The sequence below is a fragment of the Streptomyces sp. NPDC090106 genome (genome assembly GCF_044747265.1).
Lineage (GTDB): Bacteria > Actinomycetota > Actinomycetes > Streptomycetales > Streptomycetaceae > Streptomyces.
This window is the reverse complement of the sequence record NZ_JBIVDS010000005.1, coordinates 660,389-681,167: the sequence shown is the minus strand read 5'-3', so window position 1 is coordinate 681,167 and position 20,779 is coordinate 660,389. Positions and strand designations below refer to the sequence as shown.

General features: G+C 72.5%; 20 protein-coding genes. 8 read left to right on the top strand and 12 right to left on the bottom strand.

The annotated features are described in order from the left end of the window. Positions 1-18: 18 nt before the first annotated feature. Entirely contained in the window at positions 19-300 is a 282-nt protein-coding gene (locus tag ACIPSE_RS20140) for a GlsB/YeaQ/YmgE family stress response membrane protein (RefSeq protein WP_401664412.1), read from the bottom strand. 246 nt (positions 301-546) lie between these two features. Here ACIPSE_RS20140 and ACIPSE_RS20135 point away from each other — a divergent pair, with 246 nt between their 5' ends. After that, on the top strand, positions 547-987 hold the full coding sequence (locus ACIPSE_RS20135) for a DUF3099 domain-containing protein (RefSeq protein ID WP_401664411.1): 441 nt from the start codon (positions 547-549) through the stop codon (positions 985-987). Positions 988-1,214: 227 nt separating this feature from the next. Continuing rightward, on the top strand, positions 1,215-1,442 hold the full coding sequence (locus ACIPSE_RS20130) for a hypothetical protein (protein ID WP_401664410.1): 228 nt from the start codon (positions 1,215-1,217) through the stop codon (positions 1,440-1,442). 27 nt (positions 1,443-1,469) lie between these two features. Here ACIPSE_RS20130 and moaA read toward each other — a convergent pair whose 3' ends face one another. The 3 genes from moaA to ACIPSE_RS20115 all read right to left on the bottom strand — a co-directional run bounded on the left by moaA (position 1,470) and on the right by ACIPSE_RS20115 (position 4,592). Next, on the bottom strand, positions 1,470-2,459 hold the full coding sequence (gene moaA, locus ACIPSE_RS20125) for a GTP 3',8-cyclase MoaA (protein ID WP_401664409.1): 990 nt from the start codon (positions 2,457-2,459) through the stop codon (positions 1,470-1,472). A 160-nt stretch (positions 2,460-2,619) separates the two neighbouring features. After that, positions 2,620-4,239 (bottom strand): cation acetate symporter, encoded by a 1,620-nt coding sequence (locus ACIPSE_RS20120; protein WP_401664408.1) that lies wholly within the window; start codon positions 4,237-4,239, stop codon positions 2,620-2,622. After that, positions 4,236-4,592: a DUF485 domain-containing protein gene (locus tag ACIPSE_RS20115; protein WP_401664407.1), complete on the bottom strand. Its 357-nt coding sequence runs from the start codon at positions 4,590-4,592 to the stop codon at positions 4,236-4,238. The genes ACIPSE_RS20120 and ACIPSE_RS20115 overlap by 4 nt, the downstream gene beginning before the upstream one ends. A gap of 327 nt (positions 4,593-4,919) precedes the next feature. Between ACIPSE_RS20115 and ACIPSE_RS20110 the strand changes: the two genes are divergently transcribed. The 4 genes from ACIPSE_RS20110 (at position 4,920) to ACIPSE_RS20095 (ending at position 9,328) form a co-directional block, all read left to right on the top strand. Then, positions 4,920-6,449 carry a S8 family peptidase gene (locus ACIPSE_RS20110; RefSeq protein WP_401664406.1) on the top strand — a complete coding sequence of 510 codons (1,530 nt, stop codon included), beginning with the start codon at positions 4,920-4,922 and terminating at the stop codon, positions 6,447-6,449. Positions 6,450-6,569: 120 nt separating this feature from the next. After that, a complete protein-coding gene (locus tag ACIPSE_RS20105) occupies positions 6,570-6,845 on the top strand; it encodes a hypothetical protein (RefSeq protein ID WP_401664405.1) in 276 nt (91 codons plus the stop codon). Between the two features lie 22 nt (positions 6,846-6,867). Beyond that, positions 6,868-8,220: a CoA transferase gene (locus ACIPSE_RS20100; RefSeq protein ID WP_401664404.1), complete on the top strand. Its 1,353-nt coding sequence runs from the start codon at positions 6,868-6,870 to the stop codon at positions 8,218-8,220. A gap of 100 nt (positions 8,221-8,320) precedes the next feature. Next, positions 8,321-9,328: a CopD family protein gene (locus ACIPSE_RS20095; RefSeq protein WP_401664403.1), complete on the top strand. Its 1,008-nt coding sequence runs from the start codon at positions 8,321-8,323 to the stop codon at positions 9,326-9,328. A gap of 9 nt (positions 9,329-9,337) precedes the next feature. Here the strand turns inward: ACIPSE_RS20095 and ACIPSE_RS20090 are convergent, their stop codons facing one another. From ACIPSE_RS20090 to ACIPSE_RS20055, 8 genes are all read right to left on the bottom strand, one after another. Continuing rightward, positions 9,338-10,381 (bottom strand): zinc-dependent alcohol dehydrogenase family protein, encoded by a 1,044-nt coding sequence (locus tag ACIPSE_RS20090; protein ID WP_401664402.1) that lies wholly within the window; start codon positions 10,379-10,381, stop codon positions 9,338-9,340. Positions 10,382-10,417: 36 nt separating this feature from the next. Then, on the bottom strand, positions 10,418-11,059 hold the full coding sequence (locus ACIPSE_RS20085) for a lysoplasmalogenase (protein ID WP_401664462.1): 642 nt from the start codon (positions 11,057-11,059) through the stop codon (positions 10,418-10,420). A 59-nt stretch (positions 11,060-11,118) separates the two neighbouring features. Next, entirely contained in the window at positions 11,119-11,985 is an 867-nt protein-coding gene (locus ACIPSE_RS20080) for a sterol desaturase family protein (RefSeq protein ID WP_401664401.1), read from the bottom strand. Positions 11,986-12,158: 173 nt separating this feature from the next. Continuing rightward, entirely contained in the window at positions 12,159-12,818 is a 660-nt protein-coding gene (locus tag ACIPSE_RS20075) for a VIT family protein (RefSeq protein ID WP_401664461.1), read from the bottom strand. Between the two features lie 148 nt (positions 12,819-12,966). After that, positions 12,967-14,199, bottom strand: a complete 1,233-nt coding sequence (locus tag ACIPSE_RS20070; RefSeq protein WP_401664400.1) for an amidohydrolase family protein — start codon at positions 14,197-14,199, stop codon at positions 12,967-12,969. Continuing rightward, positions 14,196-15,515 carry an amidohydrolase family protein gene (locus ACIPSE_RS20065; protein WP_401664399.1) on the bottom strand — a complete coding sequence of 440 codons (1,320 nt, stop codon included), beginning with the start codon at positions 15,513-15,515 and terminating at the stop codon, positions 14,196-14,198. The genes ACIPSE_RS20070 and ACIPSE_RS20065 overlap by 4 nt, the downstream gene beginning before the upstream one ends. Positions 15,516-15,524: 9 nt before the next feature. Then, on the bottom strand, positions 15,525-16,409 hold the full coding sequence (locus ACIPSE_RS20060; RefSeq protein WP_401664398.1) for an SDR family NAD(P)-dependent oxidoreductase: 885 nt from the start codon (positions 16,407-16,409) through the stop codon (positions 15,525-15,527). Beyond that, a complete protein-coding gene (locus ACIPSE_RS20055; RefSeq protein ID WP_401664397.1) occupies positions 16,409-17,206 on the bottom strand; it encodes an acetoacetate decarboxylase family protein in 798 nt (265 codons plus the stop codon). The genes ACIPSE_RS20060 and ACIPSE_RS20055 overlap by 1 nt, the downstream gene beginning before the upstream one ends. A gap of 102 nt (positions 17,207-17,308) precedes the next feature. On the opposite strand from ACIPSE_RS20055, the gene ACIPSE_RS20050 reads away from it, so the two are divergent. Next, complete coding sequence (locus tag ACIPSE_RS20050; protein WP_401664396.1) at positions 17,309-17,968, top strand: TetR/AcrR family transcriptional regulator; 660 nt, start codon at positions 17,309-17,311, stop codon at positions 17,966-17,968. Between the two features lie 151 nt (positions 17,969-18,119). Continuing rightward, a complete protein-coding gene (locus tag ACIPSE_RS20045) occupies positions 18,120-20,714 on the top strand; it encodes an MXAN_6230/SCO0854 family RING domain-containing protein (protein WP_401664395.1) in 2,595 nt (864 codons plus the stop codon). Positions 20,715-20,779: the final 65 nt, after the last annotated feature.

Sequence of the window (20,779 nt, the reverse complement as noted above, 5' to 3'; positions counted from 1 at the left end):
GTCCGCGCCGACCGGTGTCTAGGTCTGCTGCGCCTTCTTCTTGCCCAGCGTCATCATGTAGAGCATGTCGCCCACGCCGACGATGATGATCGCGGCGACGAGCTGGAAGGCATGGCGGCTCCAGTCGATGCCGCTCGTCTCGTCGACGCCCGCCCAGCGCGCGATCGCGTTGCCGACGATGGCACCGAGCATGCCGAAGATGGTGGTCAGCCAGAGGGGACTGTGCTGCTTGCCGGGCAGGATCGCCTTGGCGATCAGACCCAGCACGAATCCCACGATGATCGCCCACAACCAGCCCATGGCTGCCTCCTTGTACGGCTCGACGTGAGCATTACCGCCAGTGTCGGCCCATGCGCCCTACGCCGCATGTCGAGTGGAGCCGTACGCGGTACGGCGCAGAGGCATCGCCCGGACGGAAGGCGCCCCGGTCTCGTAGGCGTCGCAGGCGCGGCGTAACGTGGGGTGGTGTCCGGGTCCGGCACGTACGCCGGGTGCGGAGCGGGTACGGACCGCGGAGAGTCCGATGCGGGCGGATGGTGGAATGTGATGCGGAAGCGGCATGCGAGCGGCGGCGCCGAGGTTTTCCGGATCACCGGAGCCCGGACCGGTCTCCAGGAGGACGTGCGGGGCCGGCAGCGCCGGTACGTGATCTCGATGTCGGTGCGCACCCTGTCGGTGATCCTCGCGGCCTCCCTCTGGAACGTCGAACGGCACGTCGCGATCGTCGCGCTGGTGCTGGGCGTGCTGCTCCCCTATGTCTCCGTGGTGATCGCCAACGCCGGACGGGAGAACGCGCCGGGGCTGCCGTCCACGTTCGTAGCGACTCCGGTCCGGCTGGGGGCACCTCCCGCGCTTTCGGCAGCGGGGGAGCTTGCGCCGCCGAGGGCCGACGAACGGTTGGCGGAACCCGTCCCGGAGGACGCCGGCGAGGGCGCCGCGGGGACCTCCGCGAGCGGGGTCCGCGGCGAGCCGCACGAGCGTACGTGACCTCGGCGGAGGGCCTGTTGACGGGGCCGGAACCGGAACCCGTCCTCCGTCCGGACCTCAAGAAAAGCTCAGATCAATCATGTTGTTCCAGTGCCGGGCCACGGGTCGGCCGTGACATACTCCCTATGCGCTCCGCATCCCCCGTCGGAGCGACAGACCGACGCCGGGCAGCTCCCCCCGTGGCTGCTCGGCGTCGCCTTTTGTGCGACATCCTGTGAGACGAACCAGTGAGTGACGAGACCATCCCGATCTGCTCCGCCAAGGGCTGCCGTGCCGACGCCGAGTGGGTCCTCGCGTGGAACAACCCGAAGATCCACACGCCGGAGCGCCGCAAGACCTGGCTGGCGTGCGAGGAGCACCGGGAGCATCTGTCCCAGTTCCTCGGGGTCCGGGGATTCCTCAAGGACGTCGTGGCGTTCGCCGACTGGCGGGACCCGGCGCCCGAGGGCCGCTGACGCCAGGGCCACTGACCGTCAGGGCCGCTAGCCGCCGATCGCCGACATGGGGCGGTCCGGCTGGACGAACGTCGGGTCGTCCAGGCCCGCGCCCGCCTTCTTGCCCCACATGGCGGTCTTCCATATGCGGGCGATCTCCTCGTCCGGGGCGTCGGAGCGCAGGGCCGTGCGCAGGTCCGTCTCCTCCCGGGCGAACAGGCAGTTGCGGATCTGGCCGTCGGCGGTGAGCCGGGTGCGGTCGCAGGCCGCGCAGAACGGGCGGGTGACGGAGGCGATCACGCCGACGACATGCGGGCCGCCGTCCACCACCCAGCGCTCGGCGGGGGCCGAGCCGCGGCGTTCGGCGCTCTCCTCGGTGAGGTCGAAGCGGGTGCGCAGGGAGGTCAGGATGTCGCCCGCGGTGATCATGCCGTCGCGCTTCCAGCCGTGCTGGGCGTCCAGGGGCATCTGCTCGATGAACCGCAGTTCGTAGTCGTGCTCGACGGCCCAGGCCAGCAGGTCGGGGGCCTCGTCGTCGTTGAGACCGGGCATCAGGACGGAGTTGACCTTGACCGGGGTCAGACCGGCCTCGCGGGCGGCGTACAGGCCCTTGATGACGTCCTTGTGCCGGTCCCTGCGGGTGAGGGTCTTGAAGACGTCGGGGCGCAGGGTGTCGAGGGAGACGTTGACCCGGTCCAGGCCCGCGGCCTTGAGGGCGGCGGCCGTGCGCTTGAGGCCGATGCCGTTGGTCGTGAGGGACATCTGCGGGCGGGGCGCGAGGGCCGCGACGCGCTCCACGATGCCGACCAGGCCGGGGCGCAGCAGGGGTTCACCGCCGGTGAAGCGGACCTCCTCGACACCGAGGGAGGTGACGGCGATACCGATGAGGCGGACGATCTCGTCGTCCGTGAGCAGGTCGGTCTTGGACAGCCACTGCAGACCCTCCTCGGGCATGCAGTACGTACAACGCAGATTGCACCGGTCGGTCAGCGAGACTCTCAGGTCGGTGGCCACCCGGCCGTAGGTGTCGATGAGCACGTGGGCCCCCTCCCTCGTCGCGATGTGTTCGTCTTCCGTCACTTGCGAGCCTACGTGACCACACCGACAACGAGCAGCGGCCCGATCCCACGAGGTGCCGGGAGGCCGCGTCGTAGGGATCTACGACGCGGCCTCCCGGTGGAACGTGCGGAGAGTCGCCCTAGTGGGCGCCGGTGCCGGTCAGGGACCGGACCTCCAGCTCCGCGTACTTGCCGGCGTCCGGCTCCTCCTTGGACAGGACCGTGCCGAGGAAGCCCATCAGGAAGCCGAAGGGGATGGAGATGATGCCCGGGTTCTTCAGCGGGAAGTAGGCGAAGTCGACGTCCGGGAACATCGCCTTCGGGTCGCCGGAGACCACGGGCGAGAACAGCACCAGGCCGACGGCGACGATGAGACCGCCGTAGATCGACCACAGCGCGCCCTGGGTGGTGAAGCGCTTCCAGAAGAGGCTGTAGAGGATGGTCGGCAGGTTCGCGGACGCGGCGACCGCGAAGGCGAGCGCGACCAGACCGGCCACGTTCAGGTCGCGGGCGAGCGCGCCCAGGCCGATGGCGGCGGCACCGATGAAGACGGTCGCCCAGCGGGCCGCGCGGACCTCCTCCTTGCCGGACGCCTGGCCCTTGCGGATGACGTTGGCGTAGATGTCGTGCGCGAACGAGGACGACGAGGCCAGTGTCAGACCCGCCACCACCGCGAGGATCGTCGCGAAGGCCACCGCGGAGATCGTGGCCAGCAGGATCGCGCCCCAGGCCGAGTCGACACCGCCGAGGTGCAGGGCGAGCAGCGGGGCGGCGGTGTTGCCGGACGGGTTGGACGCGATGATCTCGTCCTGGGAGATCAGCGCGGCGGCGCCGAAGCCGAGGGCGATGGTCATCAGGTAGAAGCCGCCGATGATGCCGATGGCCCAGTTCACGGACTTACGGGCGGCCTTGGCGTTGGGCACCGTGTAGAAGCGGATCAGGATGTGCGGCAGGCCCGCGGTGCCGAGGACGAGGGCGATGCCGAGCGAGATGAAGTCCAGCTTGGAGGTGCCGGTCGCGCCGTACTGGAGGCCGGGCTCCAGGAAGGCCGAGCCCTTGCCGCTCTTCTCGGCGGCGGTGCCCAGCAGATCCGAGATGTTGAAGTTGAACTTCAGCAGCACCAGGAACGTAATGAGGATCGTGCCGCTGATGAGGAGGACGGCCTTGACCATCTGGACCCAGGTGGTGCCCTTCATGCCGCCGATGGAGACGTACACGATCATCAGGACGCCGACGAGGGCGACGATGCCGACCTTGCCCGCGTCGGAGGTGATGCCGAGCAGCAGCGAGACGAGGACGCCCGCGCCCGCCATCTGCGCGAGCAGGTAGAAGATCGACACGACGATGGTGGAGGTGCCGGCCGCGGTGCGCACGGGGCGCTGGCGCATGCGGTACGCGAGGACGTCGCCCATCGTGTAGCGGCCGGAGTTCCTGAGCGGTTCGGCGACCAGGAGCAGGGCGACGAGCCAGGCCACGAGGAAGCCGATGGAGTAGAGGAAGCCGTCGTAGCCGAAGAGGGCGATGGCGCCGGCGATGCCGAGGAAGGACGCGGCCGACATGTAGTCGCCGGAGACGGCGAGGCCGTTCTGGAAGGCGCTGAACTGGCGTCCGCCCGCGTAGAAGTCGGCGGCGTCCTTGGTCTGCCGGCCGGCCCAGATGGTGATGACCAGGGTCGCGACGACGAACACCGCGAAGAGGCTGATGATCAGCGGCCGGTGCTCGCTGGCCTCGCCGGCCGCCAGGGTGATCGCGGGGCTCATGCGCCGCCCTCCATCCGGGACTTGATCGCCTCGGCCTTGGGGTCGAGCTTGGCGGCGGCGTGCCGCGAGTACCACCAGGCGATGAGGAACGTGGTGACGAACTGGGCGATACCGAGGACGAAGGCGACGTTGATGTTGCCGAAGAGCTTGGTGCCCATGAAATCGCCCGCGTAGTTCGACAGCAGGACGTACAGCAGGTACCAGGCGATGAACGCCACGGTGAGGGGGAAGGCGAAGTTGCGGTAGGAGCGGCGCAGTTCACCGAACTCCGCGCTCTGCTGCACCTCGGTGAACTCCTCGGTGCTGGGGAGTTGGTGTTGCTCTGTCGAGGGGGGCGATGCGTCGGTAGCCACGGAGTCTCCTCGCGTTGCGGGCGCTGTTGCCACGGTGGAAGGGGGCTGGTCGGGGTCGGGGGACGGGTTCGGTACGACGGACATGGGCGGCTCTGTTCCTCGCGGTTTCATCAGGGGGCACGATCGTGCTCGCGCTCCCTGCCCAAGGTCACGGTGGCACGCCAGGAGTGGTTCAACTGGCCGTGCCTCTTTCCGAACTGGCCCCCGGAAGGCATTGCTGGCCAGCGGTTACGCGGGATAGCTTCGGGCCTGCACCACCCGTCATGTACCTGCCCGGGCACCACCTGTGTCTCGGGCGGATTCGTTTCCGGATGATGTGGAGACCCCATGCCTCATCTGCGTTCCAGACGCCGGCTCGCGCTCGCCGTGCCGGTCGTGCTGTCGCTGACCGCCTCGCTCGGCTTCCTTCCGGCGGCGGCGTCGGCGGCCTCGTACACGGAGGCCACCGCGCAGGCCGCGGACGCGCCGAACCTGTCGTACGTCGTCAACACCAAGCTCGACCACCGCACGATCGAGTCGGTGAAGAAGGCGGTTGCCGCGGCCGGCGGCACGGTCGTGATCACGTACGAGAAGATCGGCGTGATCGTCGCCCACTCCGCCGACCCGGACTTCGGGGCACAGATACGCAAGGTGCGCGGTGTGCAGTCGGCGGGTGCGACGCGTACGTCGCCGCTGACGGCCGCGAGCACGACGGACGAGGGCGCCGTCCAGGTCCTGACGAAGGAACAGGCCGCGAAGATCGAGCAGGCCTCCTCGGCGGACGCGACGAGCGAGCCCCTCGAGGCCGACCAGTGGGACCTGCGGGTGATCGGCGCCGACAAGGCCGCCGCGATCAACCCGGGCAGCAAGAAGGTCACCGTCGCGGTGATCGACACCGGTGTCGACGACACCCACCCGGACATCGCGCCGAACTTCTCCGCCTCCCAGTCCGCCAACTGCGACGGCGGTGTCGCGGACACCAGCTTCGGCGCGTGGCGGCCGTACACCGTGAACGACTACCACGGCACGCACGTGGCCGGTGAGATCGCCGCCGCGCGCAACGGCATCGGCGTCGCCGGTGTCGCTCCCGGGGTCAAGGTCTCGGCGATCAACGTGACCGACCCGAGCAACGGCCTCTTCTACCCGGAGAGTGTCGTCTGCGCGTTCGTGTTCGCCGCCGACCACGGCGTGGAGATCACGAACAACAGCTACTACGTGGACCCGTGGCTGTACAACTGCCTGGACGACCCGGACCAGCGCGCCATCGTCGACGCGGTCAACAGGGCGTCGCTGTACGCGCAGAAGAAGGGCACGCTGAACCTGGCGTCGGCGGGCAACTCCAACGACGACCTCGACTCGGACGCCCTCCTCGACGACAGCAGCCCCGACGACTCCACGCCGGTGCCGCGGACCGTCGACCCGCACGAGTGCTTCGACGTGCCGACCCAGCTCCCCGGTGTCGTCACGGTCAGCGCGACCGGCGTGAACAACCTCAAGTCGTACTACTCGTCCTACGGTTACGGCGTCATCGACGTCGCGGCCCCGGGCGGCGACCGGCTCTACCAGATCCCGGACACCCCGTCGAAGAACGGCCGCGTCCTGGGTCCGCTGCCGAACAACTCCTACGGCTTCCTCCAGGGCACCTCGATGGCCTCCCCGCACGCCGCGGGCGTCGCCGCCCTCCTGAAGTCGACCCACCCGAAGGCCTCCCCGGCGCAGCTCCAGGCCCTCCTGAAGGCCCAGGCGGACAACCCGGGCTGCCCCGCCTCCTACGACCAGGACGGCGACGGCACCCAGGACGCGACCTGCGTGGGCGGCAAGCGCCTCAACGGCTTCTACGGCGCGGGCATCGTGAACGCCCTGCGCGCGGTCAAGTGACCTGAGCCGTCGGGCACGCACGCGAGGGGCCGGGGCTGATGCCCCGGCCCTTTTGCCTGTGAGGCCGGGAAGGACTTCGATCGGGTGATCGGGCGGTTGCGTCCGGTGCCGGGGTGGTACGTGAGCTGGCCGGAGCTGCGGCACGAGGGGGACGCCGACTACTACCGGGCGCGTGTCGAGCGGGTGGTCGCCGGGTGGACCGGGCGGGCCTCCGCGCCGGGCGGGCCGGGGAAGGCGCGGCCGGTCGTCGAGTGTGCGATTCCCGTGCGCGAGTACCGGGGCGTCGGGGGCCGCCATGTCGCCGAGGTGGCCCTGGCGCAGGGCTGGGAACTGCGGCCGACCGACGTGCGCACGGAGGTGCGGCTCTGGTGGTCCGCCGCCTCATATGTTGATTGAGTCAATACTGCATAGTTGAGTCATGATGTCGATCAAGTCCGCGTGGTCCGCGCTCGGTGGTGATCCCGCTCTGGTGGGGCGGGTGGACGGGGCGGGGCGGACGGGGGTGCTGCGCTCCCGGCTTCCGGTGCGGGAGTTGGCGCGGGGGTGTGTCGGGGCGTGTGCGCTGGCCGCTGCCGAACTGGGCGCCGCCAGGGGTGGTGAGGCGGCTCGGGTGCGGGTGGACGACGGGGCCGTGGCGGTCGCGTTCACCAGTGAGCGCCATCTGTTGGTCGATGGCCGCGCGCCGGTCGCCTTCGCGCCACTGTCGCGGTTCTGGCGGACCCGGGACGGATGGGTGCGGACGCACGCCAACTATCCGCGTCACCGGGAGCGGCTGGTGAGCGTGATGGGGCCCGCCGAGTACATGGAGGACGCGTTCGCCGAGCGGTCCGCGCGGGAGGTCGAGGAGGCCGTGTACGCGGCCGGAGGGCTCGCCGTCGCGCTGCGGACACCCGAGGAGTGGGCGGAGCACGAACAGGGGCGGGCCGTCGCCGGACGTCCGCTCGTGGAGCGCGGGCGGCTCGACGACGCCCCCGCGCGCGTGCTCGCGCCCCTCGACGCCGCTCCCCTGCTGCCCGCCGCCGGACTGCGCGTGCTGGATCTGACCCGGGTCATCGCCGGTCCCGTCGCCACCCGCACGCTCGCCCTCCTCGGCGCGGACGTGCTGCGGCTGGACCCGCCGCGGCTGCCCGAACTCCCCGACCAGCACGCCGACACGGACTTCGGGAAGCGTTCGGCGACGCTGGACCTGGAGGCCGACCGGCGGACGTTCGAGGAGCTGCTCGCGGCGGCGGACGTCGTCGTCACCGGGTACCGGCCCGGCTCCCTGGACCGGTTCGGACTGTCGCCCGAGGCGCTGGCGGAGCGGCGGCCCGGGGTGGTCGTGGCGCAGCTGTCGGCGTGGGGCGGGTACGGGCCCTGGAGCGGGCGGCGCGGCTTCGACAGTCTGGTGCAGGTGGCAACCGGGATCGCCGTCACCGAGGGCTCGGCGGAACAGCCGGGCGCGCTGCCCGCCCAGGCCCTGGACCACGGGAGCGGCTATCTGCTGGCGGCGGCCGTCCTGCGGGCGCTGACCGAGCAGACACGGGAGGGCGGGAGCCGGCTCGCGCGCGTGGCGCTGGCCCGCACCGCGCGGTGGCTGACGGCGGAGGTGCGCGCCGAGGACACCGGCGACGACGGCGGGTACGACGGCCCCGGCGCCCGGCTGGCCGAGCGGGACAGTCCCCTCGGGCGGCTGCGGTACGCCCTGACCCCGGTGTCCCTCACCGGCGGGCCGACGGACTGGGCCCGCCCACCGGGGCCCTGGGGCGCCGATCCCGCCCGCTGGGAGTGAGTGAGGGTCGGCCGGAAACCGTACCCCTGGGCGGAATGCCGTACCGCCAGTTGTTTCACTGGACTTGCCCGGTTCTGCGACCGCTGGTGAAGATCTTGAGGTGACCTTGATAAGACCCAGCGCCGGGCCGGCCCAGGCCGGGGAACCGGCGCCCCGCCCGGATGTCGGCCGCGCCGTCGCCGTCCTCGTCCTGGTGCTGCTCGGCGCGCTGCTGCCGCTGCTCGGCCCGTCCGCGGCGCTGCATGGCACCGGGGAGGCCGCGGCACCCGGAGTCGGCGGCATCGCGCTGCTGCGGGCGGTGCTGTTCGCGGCGCTGTGCGTCCCGGTGGGCGAGCTGTTCGCGCGCCGGCTGACGCGCGCGGTGCCCGGCGCTCCCCCGGTCGCCCCGCGCGCGTGGGCGCCGTACGCGACCGCCGCCGGTTTCGTCGCCGCGCTGGCGCTGGCCTCGGTCGTGTCGACGGGCAACCTCGTGCCGCACAGCCTCGGCGAGATCGACGTGGGCGGACTGTACGACTCCCGGGACGGCCGGCTCGCGCTCGTCGAGGTCAACGCGTTCCTCGTGGCCTGGCTGTGCGCCCGCTCCGCCCGCCCCGGCACCCAGGTGTGGCCGCTGGCCGCGGTGATCGTCGCGGAGGCGCTGCGGGCCCACCCCACGACCGAGTACAGCCCGCTGCTCGGATCGGCGCTGACGCTCGTCCATCTGACGTGCGCGGCGGTGTGGGTGGGCGGTCTGCTGTACGTGCTGCGCACTCTGCGGTGCTGGAGCCCGTCCGCCGCGGGCGCCGCCCTGCTCGGCCTCTACGCGCGCGTGGCCGTCGCCCTGCTCGCCGCGATCACCGCGACCGGCGTCTGGAGCACCCTGCGCCGGATGCCGCCGGAGACGGTCCTCGACCAGCTCACGACGACGGCGTACGGGCGGGCGCTGCTCGCCAAGGTGCTGCTGGTGGCCTCGGTCGCCGCGCTCGCCGTCTGGGCGCGGACGCGGCTGCGCCGGGCGCCCGACCCGCTGACCGCCTGCTCCCCCGCGCGGGCGGAGGTCGTCGTGCTGGCGGTCGTGGTCGCGGTGTCGGGCCTGCTGACGGCGCTGCCGGTGCCGATCCGCTGGTGAGCGTCGGCGTCAGGCCGTCACCAGCACCTTGAGGGCGGTCCGCTCGTCCATCGCCTTGTAGCCCGCCGGGACGCCCTCCAGGTCGACGGTCAGGTCGAAGACGGGCGACGGGTCGATGGTGCCGTCCAGGATGTCGGGCAGCAGCTGCGGGATGTACGCGCGGACCGGCGCGACACCGCCGCGCAGCCCGATGTTCCGGTCGAACATCACCCCGAGGTCGATCCCGGTGCCGCTGCCGTGCGGCACACCGACCCAGCCCACGGTGCCGCCGTCGCGCGCGACGCCGACCGCCGTGCGCATGGACTGCTCGGTGCCGACGGCCTCGACGACGGCGTGCGCGCCCTGGCCGCCGGTGAGTTCACGGACCGCCTCGACGGCCGCGTCCCCGCGCTCGGCGACGACGTCGGTGGCGCCGAAGCGGCGCGCGATGTCGGTGCGGACCTCGTGGCGGCCCAGCGCGATGATCCGCTCGGCGCCCAGCCGCTTGGCGGCGAGCACCGCGCACAGCCCGACGGCCCCGTCACCGACGACGGCGACGGTCGCACCGGGCCGGACACCCGCGCCGAGGGCGGCGTGGTGGCCGGTGCCGAGCACGTCGGACAGGGTCAGCAGCGCGGACAGCAGCCGCTCGTCGGAGGCGGCGTCCTTGGGCAGCGCGACGAGGGTGCCGTCGGCCCAGGGCACGCGGACGGCCTCGCCCTGGCCGCCGTCGTAGCCGACGGAGCCCCAGAAACCGCCGTGCACGCAGGAGGTGTTCAGCCCGTCGTGGCAGTAGTCGCAGACGCCGTCGGACCACATGAAGGGCGCGACGACGAGGTCACCGCGGCGCACCGTGCTCACCTCGGAGCCGGTCTCCTCGACGACGCCGAGGAACTCGTGCCCGATGCGCTGCCCCGGCTGCCGGGCCGCCTCGCCCCGGTAGGCCCACAGGTCGCTGCCGCAGATGCAGGCGCGCAGCACCTTCACGACGGCGTCGGTGGGGAGCTGCACGATCGGCTCGGGGACGTCCTCCACACGCATGTCGAAGGCGGCGTGGATGGTGGTGGCGCGCATGGCGAGGATCCTTCTCGTCTCAGGTGGTACCCGCGCTCAGGGGGTGGTCGAGCGCACTTCACGGTACGCCGACACCGCCGGGCGCCGCGCGGTGAGGGTGCCGGTGACCAGCAGGAACTGCGCCACGACATAGGTCAGCATGATCCACAGGTCGGGGCGGGGCGGCTGCGGCCACTCGGCGACGCCGGTCGCGATGAGGGTGTCGGAGAGCAGGAACAGCGCGCCGCCGAGCCCGGCGAGCGGGCCGACGCGTACGGCGGCGGCACAGGCCATGGCGGTGAGCAGGGCGCTGTAGACGGCGACGGGCACGCGCAGGCCGGCGGGCAGGTCGGGCCACAGGAGCGCGACGGTTCCGGCGAGGACGAGCGCGTACCCGGCGGCGAGGTGACGGGCACGCGCGTGGGCCGGGCCGTACGTCCGGAACAGCGCCAGGTAGCAGACGTGGCCGGCGGCGAAGCAGGCCATTCCGGCGAGGAAGGCGGGGTCCGCGTCGAGGAGGAGGAAGGTGTCGCCGCCCCAGCCGCACAGGAGGGCGGCGACAAGCAGCCGGGGTGCGCCGCTCAGGGCCGCGTGCGCCGCGAGGAGCGGCATGAGGAGCGGCTTGGCAGCGGTGTGCCCGGGGTTCCAGCCGACGGCGAGGGCGAGGAGGTCCACGGCGGCCACGGCGGCGAAGGCCATGAGAGCCGCCCGGGCCGCGCGGGCCTTGGGCGTGCCGGAGGCGGCGCTGAGCAGTGGCCTCACGCGGCCACGGTCTCCTCGGCAGGTTCCTTCACGGGCTCCGGCTTCCAGCCCGGCCCCCGGAACACCCGCCCCGCGCGCTCGCGCCAACCGGACGCCGCCTTGATGTCCTTGACGATCGCGACGTACTCATGAGTGGCGACCTTGATCGGGTTGAACGTGTTGATGTTCTTGGTCAACCCGTAGACGGGCCGTTCGGTCTCCTCGACGAACGAGCCGAAGAGCCGGTCCCAGACGATGAGGATGCCGCCGAAGTTGCGGTCCAGGTAACCGCCCTGCGAGGCGTGGTGGACACGGTGGTGGGACGGCGTGTTGAACACGGACTCGAACCACCGGGGCAGCTTGCCGATGCGCTCGGTGTGGATCCAGAACTGGTAGACGAGGTTGGCCGAGGAGCAGAAGGCGAGGGCGGCCGGGTGGACTCCGGCGGCGATGAGCGGAAGGTAGAACGGCCACACGGTCAGCGAGGTCCAGGGCTGGCGCAGGGCGGTGGTCAGGTTGAACTTCTCGCTGGAGTGGTGGACCACGTGGCAGGCCCACAGGACGCGGATGACGTGGTGGCCCCGGTGCGACCAGTAGTAGAAGAAGTCCTGCGCGAGCAGCATCAGCGGGATCGTCCACCACAGCACGGGGACGCGCAGCGGGGTCAGCTCGTAGAGCGCCGTGTAGATCGCGACGATCGGGATCTTCCACACGAAGTCGAAGGCGAGGCTTCCCAGCCCCATGCCGACGCTCGTGGCGGCGTCCTTCGTCCCGTAACCGGCCTCGTCCTCGTCGGGGTGCAGGCGCACGCTGATCATCTCGACCACGGTGAGCAGCACGAAGGCGGGTATCGACCAGAGCACGACATCGGGCAGGTTCGGCATGAGGGCACCGTAGAACCGCCGGTCGGCCACCGCTAGACGTTGTTACTCACAAGTATTACCGCCGGTACACGCTTACTTGTTGGTGATCTCCGCCAAAGTCTCCACCTGCGTTTTCAGACTCCGGCCGCCCCCAGCAGGCTCGGGCAGCCCCCGCCGGACTCCCGCCACCTCCGTCACACCCCCGCCGCCCCCAGCAGCGCCCCCACCGCGTACGTCACCCCCATCGCCAGCGCGCCGCCCGCCACGTTGCGCACCACCGCGCGCCCCGGTGCGGCAGCGCCGAGGCGGGCGCTGCTCCAGCCGGTGAGGACGAGGGCGGCGAGGACGGAGACGACGGTGACCGTGAGGCGCCAGCCGGCCGGGGGCAGGACCATGGCGAGCAGCGGCAGCAGGGCGCCCGCCGTGAAGGCCAAAAAGCTCGCCCAGGCGGCGTGCCAGGGGTTGGTGAGCCGGTCGGGGTCGATGCCGAGCTCCACGCGCGCGTGGGCGCGCAGCGCGTCCCGTTCGGTGAGCTGCTCGGCGGCCTCCACGGCCACGTCCCGCGAGAGACCGCGCGCCTGGAGCAGCTCGGCCAGTTCCTCCAGCTCGGCCTCCGGCTGCTCGCGCAGTTCCCGCTTCTCGACGGCGAGGGCGGCCTTCTCGGAGTCCCGCTGGGTGGAGACGGAGACGTACTCCCCCGCCGCCATGGACAGGGACCCGGCGAGCAGCCCGGCCAGGCCGGCCGTCAGCAGGGCGTCACGGTCGCCGGTGGCCCCGGCGACGCCGACGACGAGCCCCGCGGTGGAGACGATGCCGTCGTTGGCGCCCAGGACGGCGGCCCGCAGCCAGTTCAACCGCTCACCGAGGGCGCCGCCGTGGGCCTCGTCGTGGGCCTCGTCGGAAGCCGTGTCGGAAGCCGTGTCGGGGGTGGATCCGCGCGATCCGTTCGCTGGGTTCGTTCCGTTCGGTTCGGTCACAGAGCGGAGGATCCCACCCCCGGTGTCACCACACCCGTACGGACGCGCCCTTGGCGAACACCGGGCTCGTCGCGTCGGCGGGGGGTTTCTCCAGCGGCTCGGCGATCTCCTCGACCGTGGGGCCGACCTTCGCCGCGATGGGGTCGAGGAGGCCGAGATCGAAGCCGTACACGCGCGCGGCGTTGCCGCCGACCATGGCGGCGACCTCGTCGCGGGGCACGCTTGCGTAGGCGTACCGCAGGCCCTCGCGCGTGTACGGGTACGTCCCCTCGTCGTGCGGGTAGTCGCTCCCCCACATGATCTTGTCGACGCCGATCCGGTCGCGCAGCGGCACCTCGTGGGGGCGCATGAAGCTGGCGCCGACGAAGCAGTTGCCGTGCCAGACCTCGGAGGGCGGGGCGCCCATGCGCGCGGCGAGACCGGCGCCGAACTTGGACTCCGCCGTGGAGGCCCGCGTCGCCGCCGCGACCAGGCGCCCGTGGTAGTAGTCCAGCATGTCCAGCACCCCGGGGATCCAGCCGGATCCCTGTTCGGTGAGGACGAGCCGCAGCCGGGGGTGCCGGCGGAACGCGCCGCCGAAGACCAGGTGCCACAGCGCCCGGTGCGAGAACCAGGTCGTCTCGACCATGAACACCGCGCGGGCGGCCGGTTCCTCGCCCAGCGGCGGGGACGCCGAGCCCGCGTGGTGGTTGACCGGGACGCCGAGTTCCGCGCAGACGGCCCAGAGCGGGTCGTACGCCGAGGAGTGGAGCTCCGGGAGGCCGGAGCCCGGGGGCGTGCCGGGCAGGAGCAGCCCGCCCGTCAGGCCCGCCTCCGTGCACCGGCGGACCTCGTTCACCGCCTCCTCGACGTCGTTCAGCAGGATCTGGAAGACGCCCGCGCGGCGCCCCGGTGCCGCCGCGCAGAAGTCGGCCAGCCAGCGGTTGTGGGCCCGCAGCCCGGCCCAGCGGAGTTCGAACTCCTCCGGCGCCGGGGCGGGCGCCATCAGCGAACCGGACGGGAAGAACGGCGGGATGGTGTTCGGGAACACCACCTCGGCGACGATCCCGTCCTCCTCCAGCTCCGCGAGCCGCCGCTCGGAGTTCCAGTTCTTGTCCGCGGTGTCGGCGAGGAGGTCCTCGTAGGGATTGACGTACGTCGCCGCCCACGCGTCGAACTCGTCGTGGTGGCGGCGCTCCAGGTAGGGCTTGTAGTCGAGCAGGTCGGCGCCGGCGTGGCAGTCGGCGGAGATCACGGTGTACCGGTCGCCGCCGGTCATGACGGCGCCCCCGGACGCGACCCCGGGCCCGCTCCACGGTCGGCTCCGAGGACCGGGAAGTCGTGGTCGGTCAGCCAGTGCCGTCCCACCTCGCGCGAGCGCGCCCAGGACGCCGTGACGGCCGTCTGGTCGTCGGGCTGGCCGAGGTCGGCCGGGGTGGGGCCGATGCGCCGGGCGAGCGGGGCCAGCTTCTCGACGTCGAAGCCGAAGACGTCCGCCGCGGCAAGACCGAGCATGCGGCGGGTCTCCGCCACAGGGATGTCGTGGAAGGTGCGCGCGAGCCACGCGCGCGTGTCGGGCCAGGTGCCCTCGGGGTGCGGGAAGTCGCTGCCCCAGAGGATGTTGTCGACGCCGATCTCGTACCGCTGGGCCAGCTCGCGCCGCTTGGTGTTGGTGGCGCAGACGAAGACCTGCCGGTCGAGGTACTCGTGCGGCGGGCGTTTCAGCTCCTGGAACGGCGAGAGCTTCTTGCCGCCGTGCGCGCCGAGGTAGAGGCGGTCCATGAACCAGAGCAGGTTGGGCAGCCACCAGCAGCCCGACTCGGCGACGCCGAACCTGAGGCCGGGGTGGCGTTCGAGGACGCCGGACCACAGGAGGAACCAGAGCGGCCTGGCGGGCCACCAGGTCACCTCGCTGACGTAGATGCCGAGATGGTCGCCGTACTCGTGACGGGGCGCCGCTCCGGAGTGGGTGAGGACGGGCATCGCGCACTCGGCCGCGGCGGCCCACACGGGGTCGTAACGGCGGTCGTGGTAGGGCTCCTTGTCGACCCACATGGACGGGATCATCAGGGCGCCGAGTCCGGACTCCTTGGCGCGGTGGATCTCGGCGACGACCCGGTCGGTGTCCGCGGTCACCGGCAGCAGCGCGACCCCGCAGTGCCGTTCGGGGTTCTCGGACACGAAGTCGGCGAGCCAGCGGTTGTGCGCCTGGGCGCCGGCCATGCCGAGTTCGGGGTCCTGGTCTCCGGAGAGGCCGAGGCCGACACCGAAGGGCGCCGCGGTCTGGCTGTCGACCGCGTCGGCGTCGGGGAAGACCACCTCGGCGGCCACCCCGTCGCCGTCCAGCTCCTTGAGGCGCTGCGCGCTGTCCCACCCTCCGCGCAGGCCCTCCTCGTTGTCCCGGAACCACTGGGCGGCGAACGCCTCGTTGCGGATGCCCAGGCGGGTCATCTCCTCGCGGCGCCGCTCGCGTCCGGCGAGGAAGTCGTCGAACTCCCGGTGGAAACGGGGGTCCAGATAGGGCCGGTACTCCTCGGTGGGCAGACCGGCGTGGCAGTCGGAGGAGATGATGAGGTACGGGTCCTGGTCGGTCATGGAAACCCCCTAGTCCAGGATGAAGCTCTCCAGGTACGACGGGTTCGCGCGGTCCAGCATCGACCGCGCACGCGCGCGGATCTGCGCGTCGCTGTGCTCGCTCGGCGGGAGCATCCAGAAGCGGTCGGCGCGGATGCCGTCCACGACCGCGTCGGCCACCTCCTCGACGGGGGTGAACCGGACCTCCCGGCCCGCCTCCCGCATCGCCGCCTCCCACTGGCCGAGGCTGCGGTACGGGGTCCTGCGCGGGCGTTCCTTGGCGTAGCGCGCGGGCCGGTTGCGGTGGGACTCCCACAGTCCGGTGCGCAGCATGTGCGGGCCGGGGAAGAGCACGGAGGCGCCCACGCGCGCGTGCTCGGCCCTCAGGTGCGCGTACAGGGACTCGGTCATCGTCACGACGGCCGCCTTGGTGACGGCGTACACGGACGCGGTGGGCAGCGGGGCGATGCCGCCGTCACCGGAGGACGTGTTGACCACATGACCGGGCCGGCCCGACTTGATCATGTGGGGGACGAACGCCTGGATGCCGTGGAAGACGCCCCACACGTTGACGGAGAACGCCCATTTCCAGTCGTTGGGTTCGTGCTCCCACATCCGCCCCTCGGCGCCGGAGCCGACCCCCGCGTTGTTGCACAGCACATGGACGGCGCCGTACGTGTCGTAGGCGAAGTCGGCCAGGTCCCGCACCTGTTGGCGCTCGCCGACGTCGACCACGCGCGCGTGCGCGTCGGCGCCCTCCGCGCGCAGGGCCTCCACGGCCGCGTCCAGCGCCGCCTCCTCGACGTCGGCGAGGACGACCTTCAGCCCTTCCTGGGTGAACCGGCGGACCATCGCGAGGCCGATGCCGCTCGCCGCGCCCGTGACCACGGCGACCTGCCCCGCCTCGAGCCGCATCAGACGCTCCCCTCGGGCGGTCCGTCGAGGACCTGGGCGGGGTCGTCGTACCGCTGGTGGACGTACGGCAGCAGGGCGGCGGCGTCCACGCGGGCGACGACCTTGCCGCGCTGGTCGCTGGTCTTCTCGCCGAGGGTGATCCCGACGAGGCGCAGCACGGGGAGGTCGGCGACCGGGTCGTACATCGACTCGCGCAGGACGACGTCGCCGGTGATCCGCTCCAGGCGGCGGACCTTCTCGTTGCGCAGGCAGTGCACGAGGACCGGGTCGCCGTCGAAGCCCGAACCGTCCACGGCGGGAAGGAACTTGAAGTAGAAGTCGGTCTTCTGGACGGGCTCCGGGAGGGGCAGTTCACCGGCGACCGCGCCGCGCACCTCCACGAAGGCGATGCCGTGGCGGGCGAGGGAGGCGCGCACGAGCAGGCCGTCGCGTTCGACGACGACCTCGCCGAGCTTCTTGGGTTCGCCGAAGACCTCACGGCCGCCGGTGAGGGCGCGTTCGTGGGTCATCGGCATGACGAGCGGGTACCAGCCCTCGACGCCGTCGTGGGCCGCCGCGACCGCGAACGAGCCCGCGCCGAGCGGGTATCCGGGCAGGTCGACCTTGCTGATCGTGACGCGGGCCAGCGCCCGGCCGGTGGGCTTCAGGGGTGGCGGCAGGACCGCCGCGAGCGCGTCCGGGTCGGTCTCCCAGACGGCCACGACACCGGTGGACCAGATGTCGGGGAGCCTCGAACTCGCGGTGCGCGAGGCGGCGATCTCCGCCTCGGTCCGCGCTCCGTACCGTACGCGTGCCATGCCGTACCGCCCTTCTTTTCTGATGGGCCGTCACCTGTAACACAGTTACAGCAGACCTCGCGCCGGGTAAATACGCGTGCACGAGCCGGACTTGGGGGCAGCATGGCCAGAGCGTCGCTCACCAGGGACGAAGTCCTGGACACCGCGGGGGAACTGGTGAAGCGGCACGGGCCGCGGGCGCTGACGATGCGGAAGCTGGCCGCCGAACTGGGCACCGCCGTCACGTCGATCTACTGGCATGTCGGCAACCGCGAGTCCCTGCTCGACGAGCTCGTCCGCCGTACCGTGGCCGACCTGGGCGAGATCAGGCCCGCCGGGCGCACCCCGGTCGAGCGGATCGTCTCGGTGGCCCGCATCCTGCGCCGGCGGCTGCGCGACCGGCCGCATCTGATCGCGCTGGTCCACGAACGCGGCCTGACCGACCTGATGTTCCTGCCCGCGCGCCGCGCGCTGGTGCGCGAGGTGCACGCGGCGGGGCTGCGGGGCGCCCGCGCGGCGGAGGCGGTCCGCGCGGTGCAGTTCCAGGTCGTGGGCTTCGTCCTCGTGGAGCGCAACCGTGAACGCGCCCCGGCGCAGCGGCCCGTGCCGCACCCGTACGACGATCCGGAGCTCGCCCGCGCGCTGGCCCGCCCGGTGAACGAGGAGCGGCTGTTCGTGACGTCGGTGCGGGCGCTCACGGAGTCCCTGCTGAACGGCCCGGGGCCGCGGGAACCGACGGGGCCGGGGGAACCGAAGGGGCCGGGGGAACGGGCGGGGGGATAAATGGGTGGCGTCGCCGAACGCCGCCCTCCTACAGTCGTGTTCGCGGGGACGGCTCCGCCGCGTGCTTCCTTCTCACTTTCTACGACATCGACAGCGCGCCCACTCCCCGTCCCCGCCTCACACCTCTCTCCTTCCCGCCGGGGGCCTCCGCTTGTCCGTGCTGTCGTCCGTGCTGCTCCGCCGCCTTCGTACCGTCTACGTCGACCAGGCGGGGCCCCGCCCGGGCGACCCGTCCACGGCACCGGGACTCGTCGCGCTCGAAGCCGAGCTGCTGGACCGGGGGTTCGCGCCGACGGCGGAGCTGCACGCGGCGCTCGCCTGGCTCGGACCGGCCGGGCTCGCGGACGCGGGCCGGCAGACGATCGGGCACATCGACGCCGAACTGGGCGCGGACCGCACCCATATGCCGATGTTCCGCAGCTTCCCGGCCTCGGTGCCCGACGACACGTTCCAGCTGTACGTCGACCGGGTCTTCACCCTGCTGCTCCAGTGGCCGAAGCAGCCGTGCGTGCTGTGCGGCACGGTCGGCGGCGTGCACCCGGTGTCGCCGTGCGCGCATCTGGTGTGCCGGGAGTGCTGGGACGGCGCGGACTACGCGGGGTGCCCGCTGTGCCACCGCAGGATCGACCGCGACGACCCGTTCCTGCGGCCCGAACCGCCGCGCCGGGAGCATGACGTGGCCATCGGGCCGCTGAAGCCGCTCGCGCTCGGCAAGGACGCGCGGGCCGACGCCGTGAAGGCGCTACTGAGGCTGCTGGCCCGGCGCACGCCGCTGCCGCCGCAGGACCGGGACGATGTGAAGATCCTGCTGGCGCACGCGCCGGGGGACCTCGCCTGGTTCCCCGAGGACGTCCCCGTGCGCCAGACCAAGGCGCTGGCCCTCGGGACGCTGCTGCTGGACCGGCACACGCGCGGGGCGGCCACCGACCTGCTCGCCGGGCAGCTGACGACGGCCACGGACGTGCTGCGGCTGCTGTGCGTGTGGTCAGGCGGCGCCGCCGATCTGCTCGGACCCCCGCGCATGCGCTCCCTCCCTCGCCCCCTCAGGCGCCGGCTCCTGGAGATCCTCGACGGCCTGGCGACGCCGTCGCTCGTGGAGGACCTGCTGCGCCACCCGGCGGCCTGGAAGCACGCCGCCGAGAGCCTGCACCCCTACGAGCGGCACGCCCGGCATCCCAGGGCCGCGCTCGCGTTCGCCGTGCTGCGCGGCACGGACGTCTCCGAGGGCCCGCTCGGCGAGGCGCTGCGCGCGACGGCCGCCGCGCACCCGGACGCCGTGCGCGTGGACGCCGGCCGCGTCAAGCCGGCGACCTGGACGGCACGCGTCGAACAGGCGCTGCACGAGGAGGACTTCGAGGCCGCTCTCGGCCTCCTCGCCGAGCGCCCCGGCGAACTGCTGCGCCGCCTGGACCATCTGCTGCGGCTGCGCCCGCTGGACGCCCTGCCCGACGGGTTCGAGGACGTCCTGCGCCGGGTGCTGCCGAAGGCGGGGCCGGGGCCGCTGCTGGCCGCGCTCGGCCGGATGCGGGTCCGCCATCTCCCGGGCGGGCGCCGGGTGTTCTTCCCGCGCGGCCAGGTGACGCACTCGTACACGGTCGACGACACGCGCGCGGCGCTGTCCGCGAAGGTGACGGAGGCGGTGTGCGCGCTGCTGGAGACCGAGGCCCTGCGCCGGACGGCGCGGGGGCCGCGCGTGGAGCTGTCGGTGCTGGACTCGGGGCTCACGGGTCTGGCCGTGCCCGCCGCCGAGTCCGCCGCGAGCAAGGCCCTGGTCACGGTCCCGCGCGGGAGCACCCAGCCGCTGCCCGCGGGGGAGGTGCTGCGGCTGTTCCTGCACTGGACGGAACCGCCGAAGAAGCGCGTCGACCTCGACCTGTCGGTCGCCCTGTACGACGCCGAGTGGGCGTTCGCCGGCCTGTGCGACTACACGAACCTGGTGCACGAGGGCCGTTCGGCGGTGCACTCCGGCGACCTGGTGTCGGCGCCCGCGCCCGACGGGGCGACCGAGTACGTCGATCTGGACCTCGGGGCGCTCGCCGGCCTCGGGGTGCGGTTCGCGCTGCCCGTCGTCTTCAGCTTCAACGACGTGGCGTTCGAGGAACTCCTGGACGCGTTCGCCGGTTTCATGACGCTGCCGTCCGCCGCTGAGGAGGACCGGGACGCGTCCTACGACCCGCGCACCGTGCGCCAGCGCTACGACCTGGTGGGCGACTCGCGCGTGCACGTGCCGATGCTGGTCGACCTGGAGCGCCGCACGTTCCTGTGGACCGACCTGCACCTGCCGGCCGACGAGGGCTTCCACAGCCTGTACCGGCACGGCCCCGACCTCGGCCGGGTCGCCCAGGACCTGCACCGGTACTTCGCCTCGGGCCGCGCCACCCTGTGGGACCTGGCCGTGTGGCGTGCCACCGCGCGCGGCGACGAGGTGCTCGTCGTGCGGCGCGCGCCGCGTCCGCGGACCCTGGACGAGCTGTGGACCTACCGGCGGCGCGCGGGCGAGAGCGATCCGGAGTTCGCGGCACGCGTGCGCGCCCTGGACGCCCCGGAGGCACGGCGGCCGTCGGAGGACGCCGACGCGCTCGCGGGCGAAGCGGCGTCCGGCAGACAGGTGTTCCTCGCCCTGGTCCACGGCGGGGTGGCTCCCGCGGGCGCGCGCGGGGCGGTGTACCGGCTGCTGCCGGGCCCGGTCGACGGGTGCGGGCTGGACGCGCTCGCCGCGGGCGACCTGGTGGCCGCGCTCGGCTGACGCTCCGTCAGCAGGGGCGCGCGGACCGGGCGCGTGCGGCACTGTCAGTGGCGGCCCGTATCCTC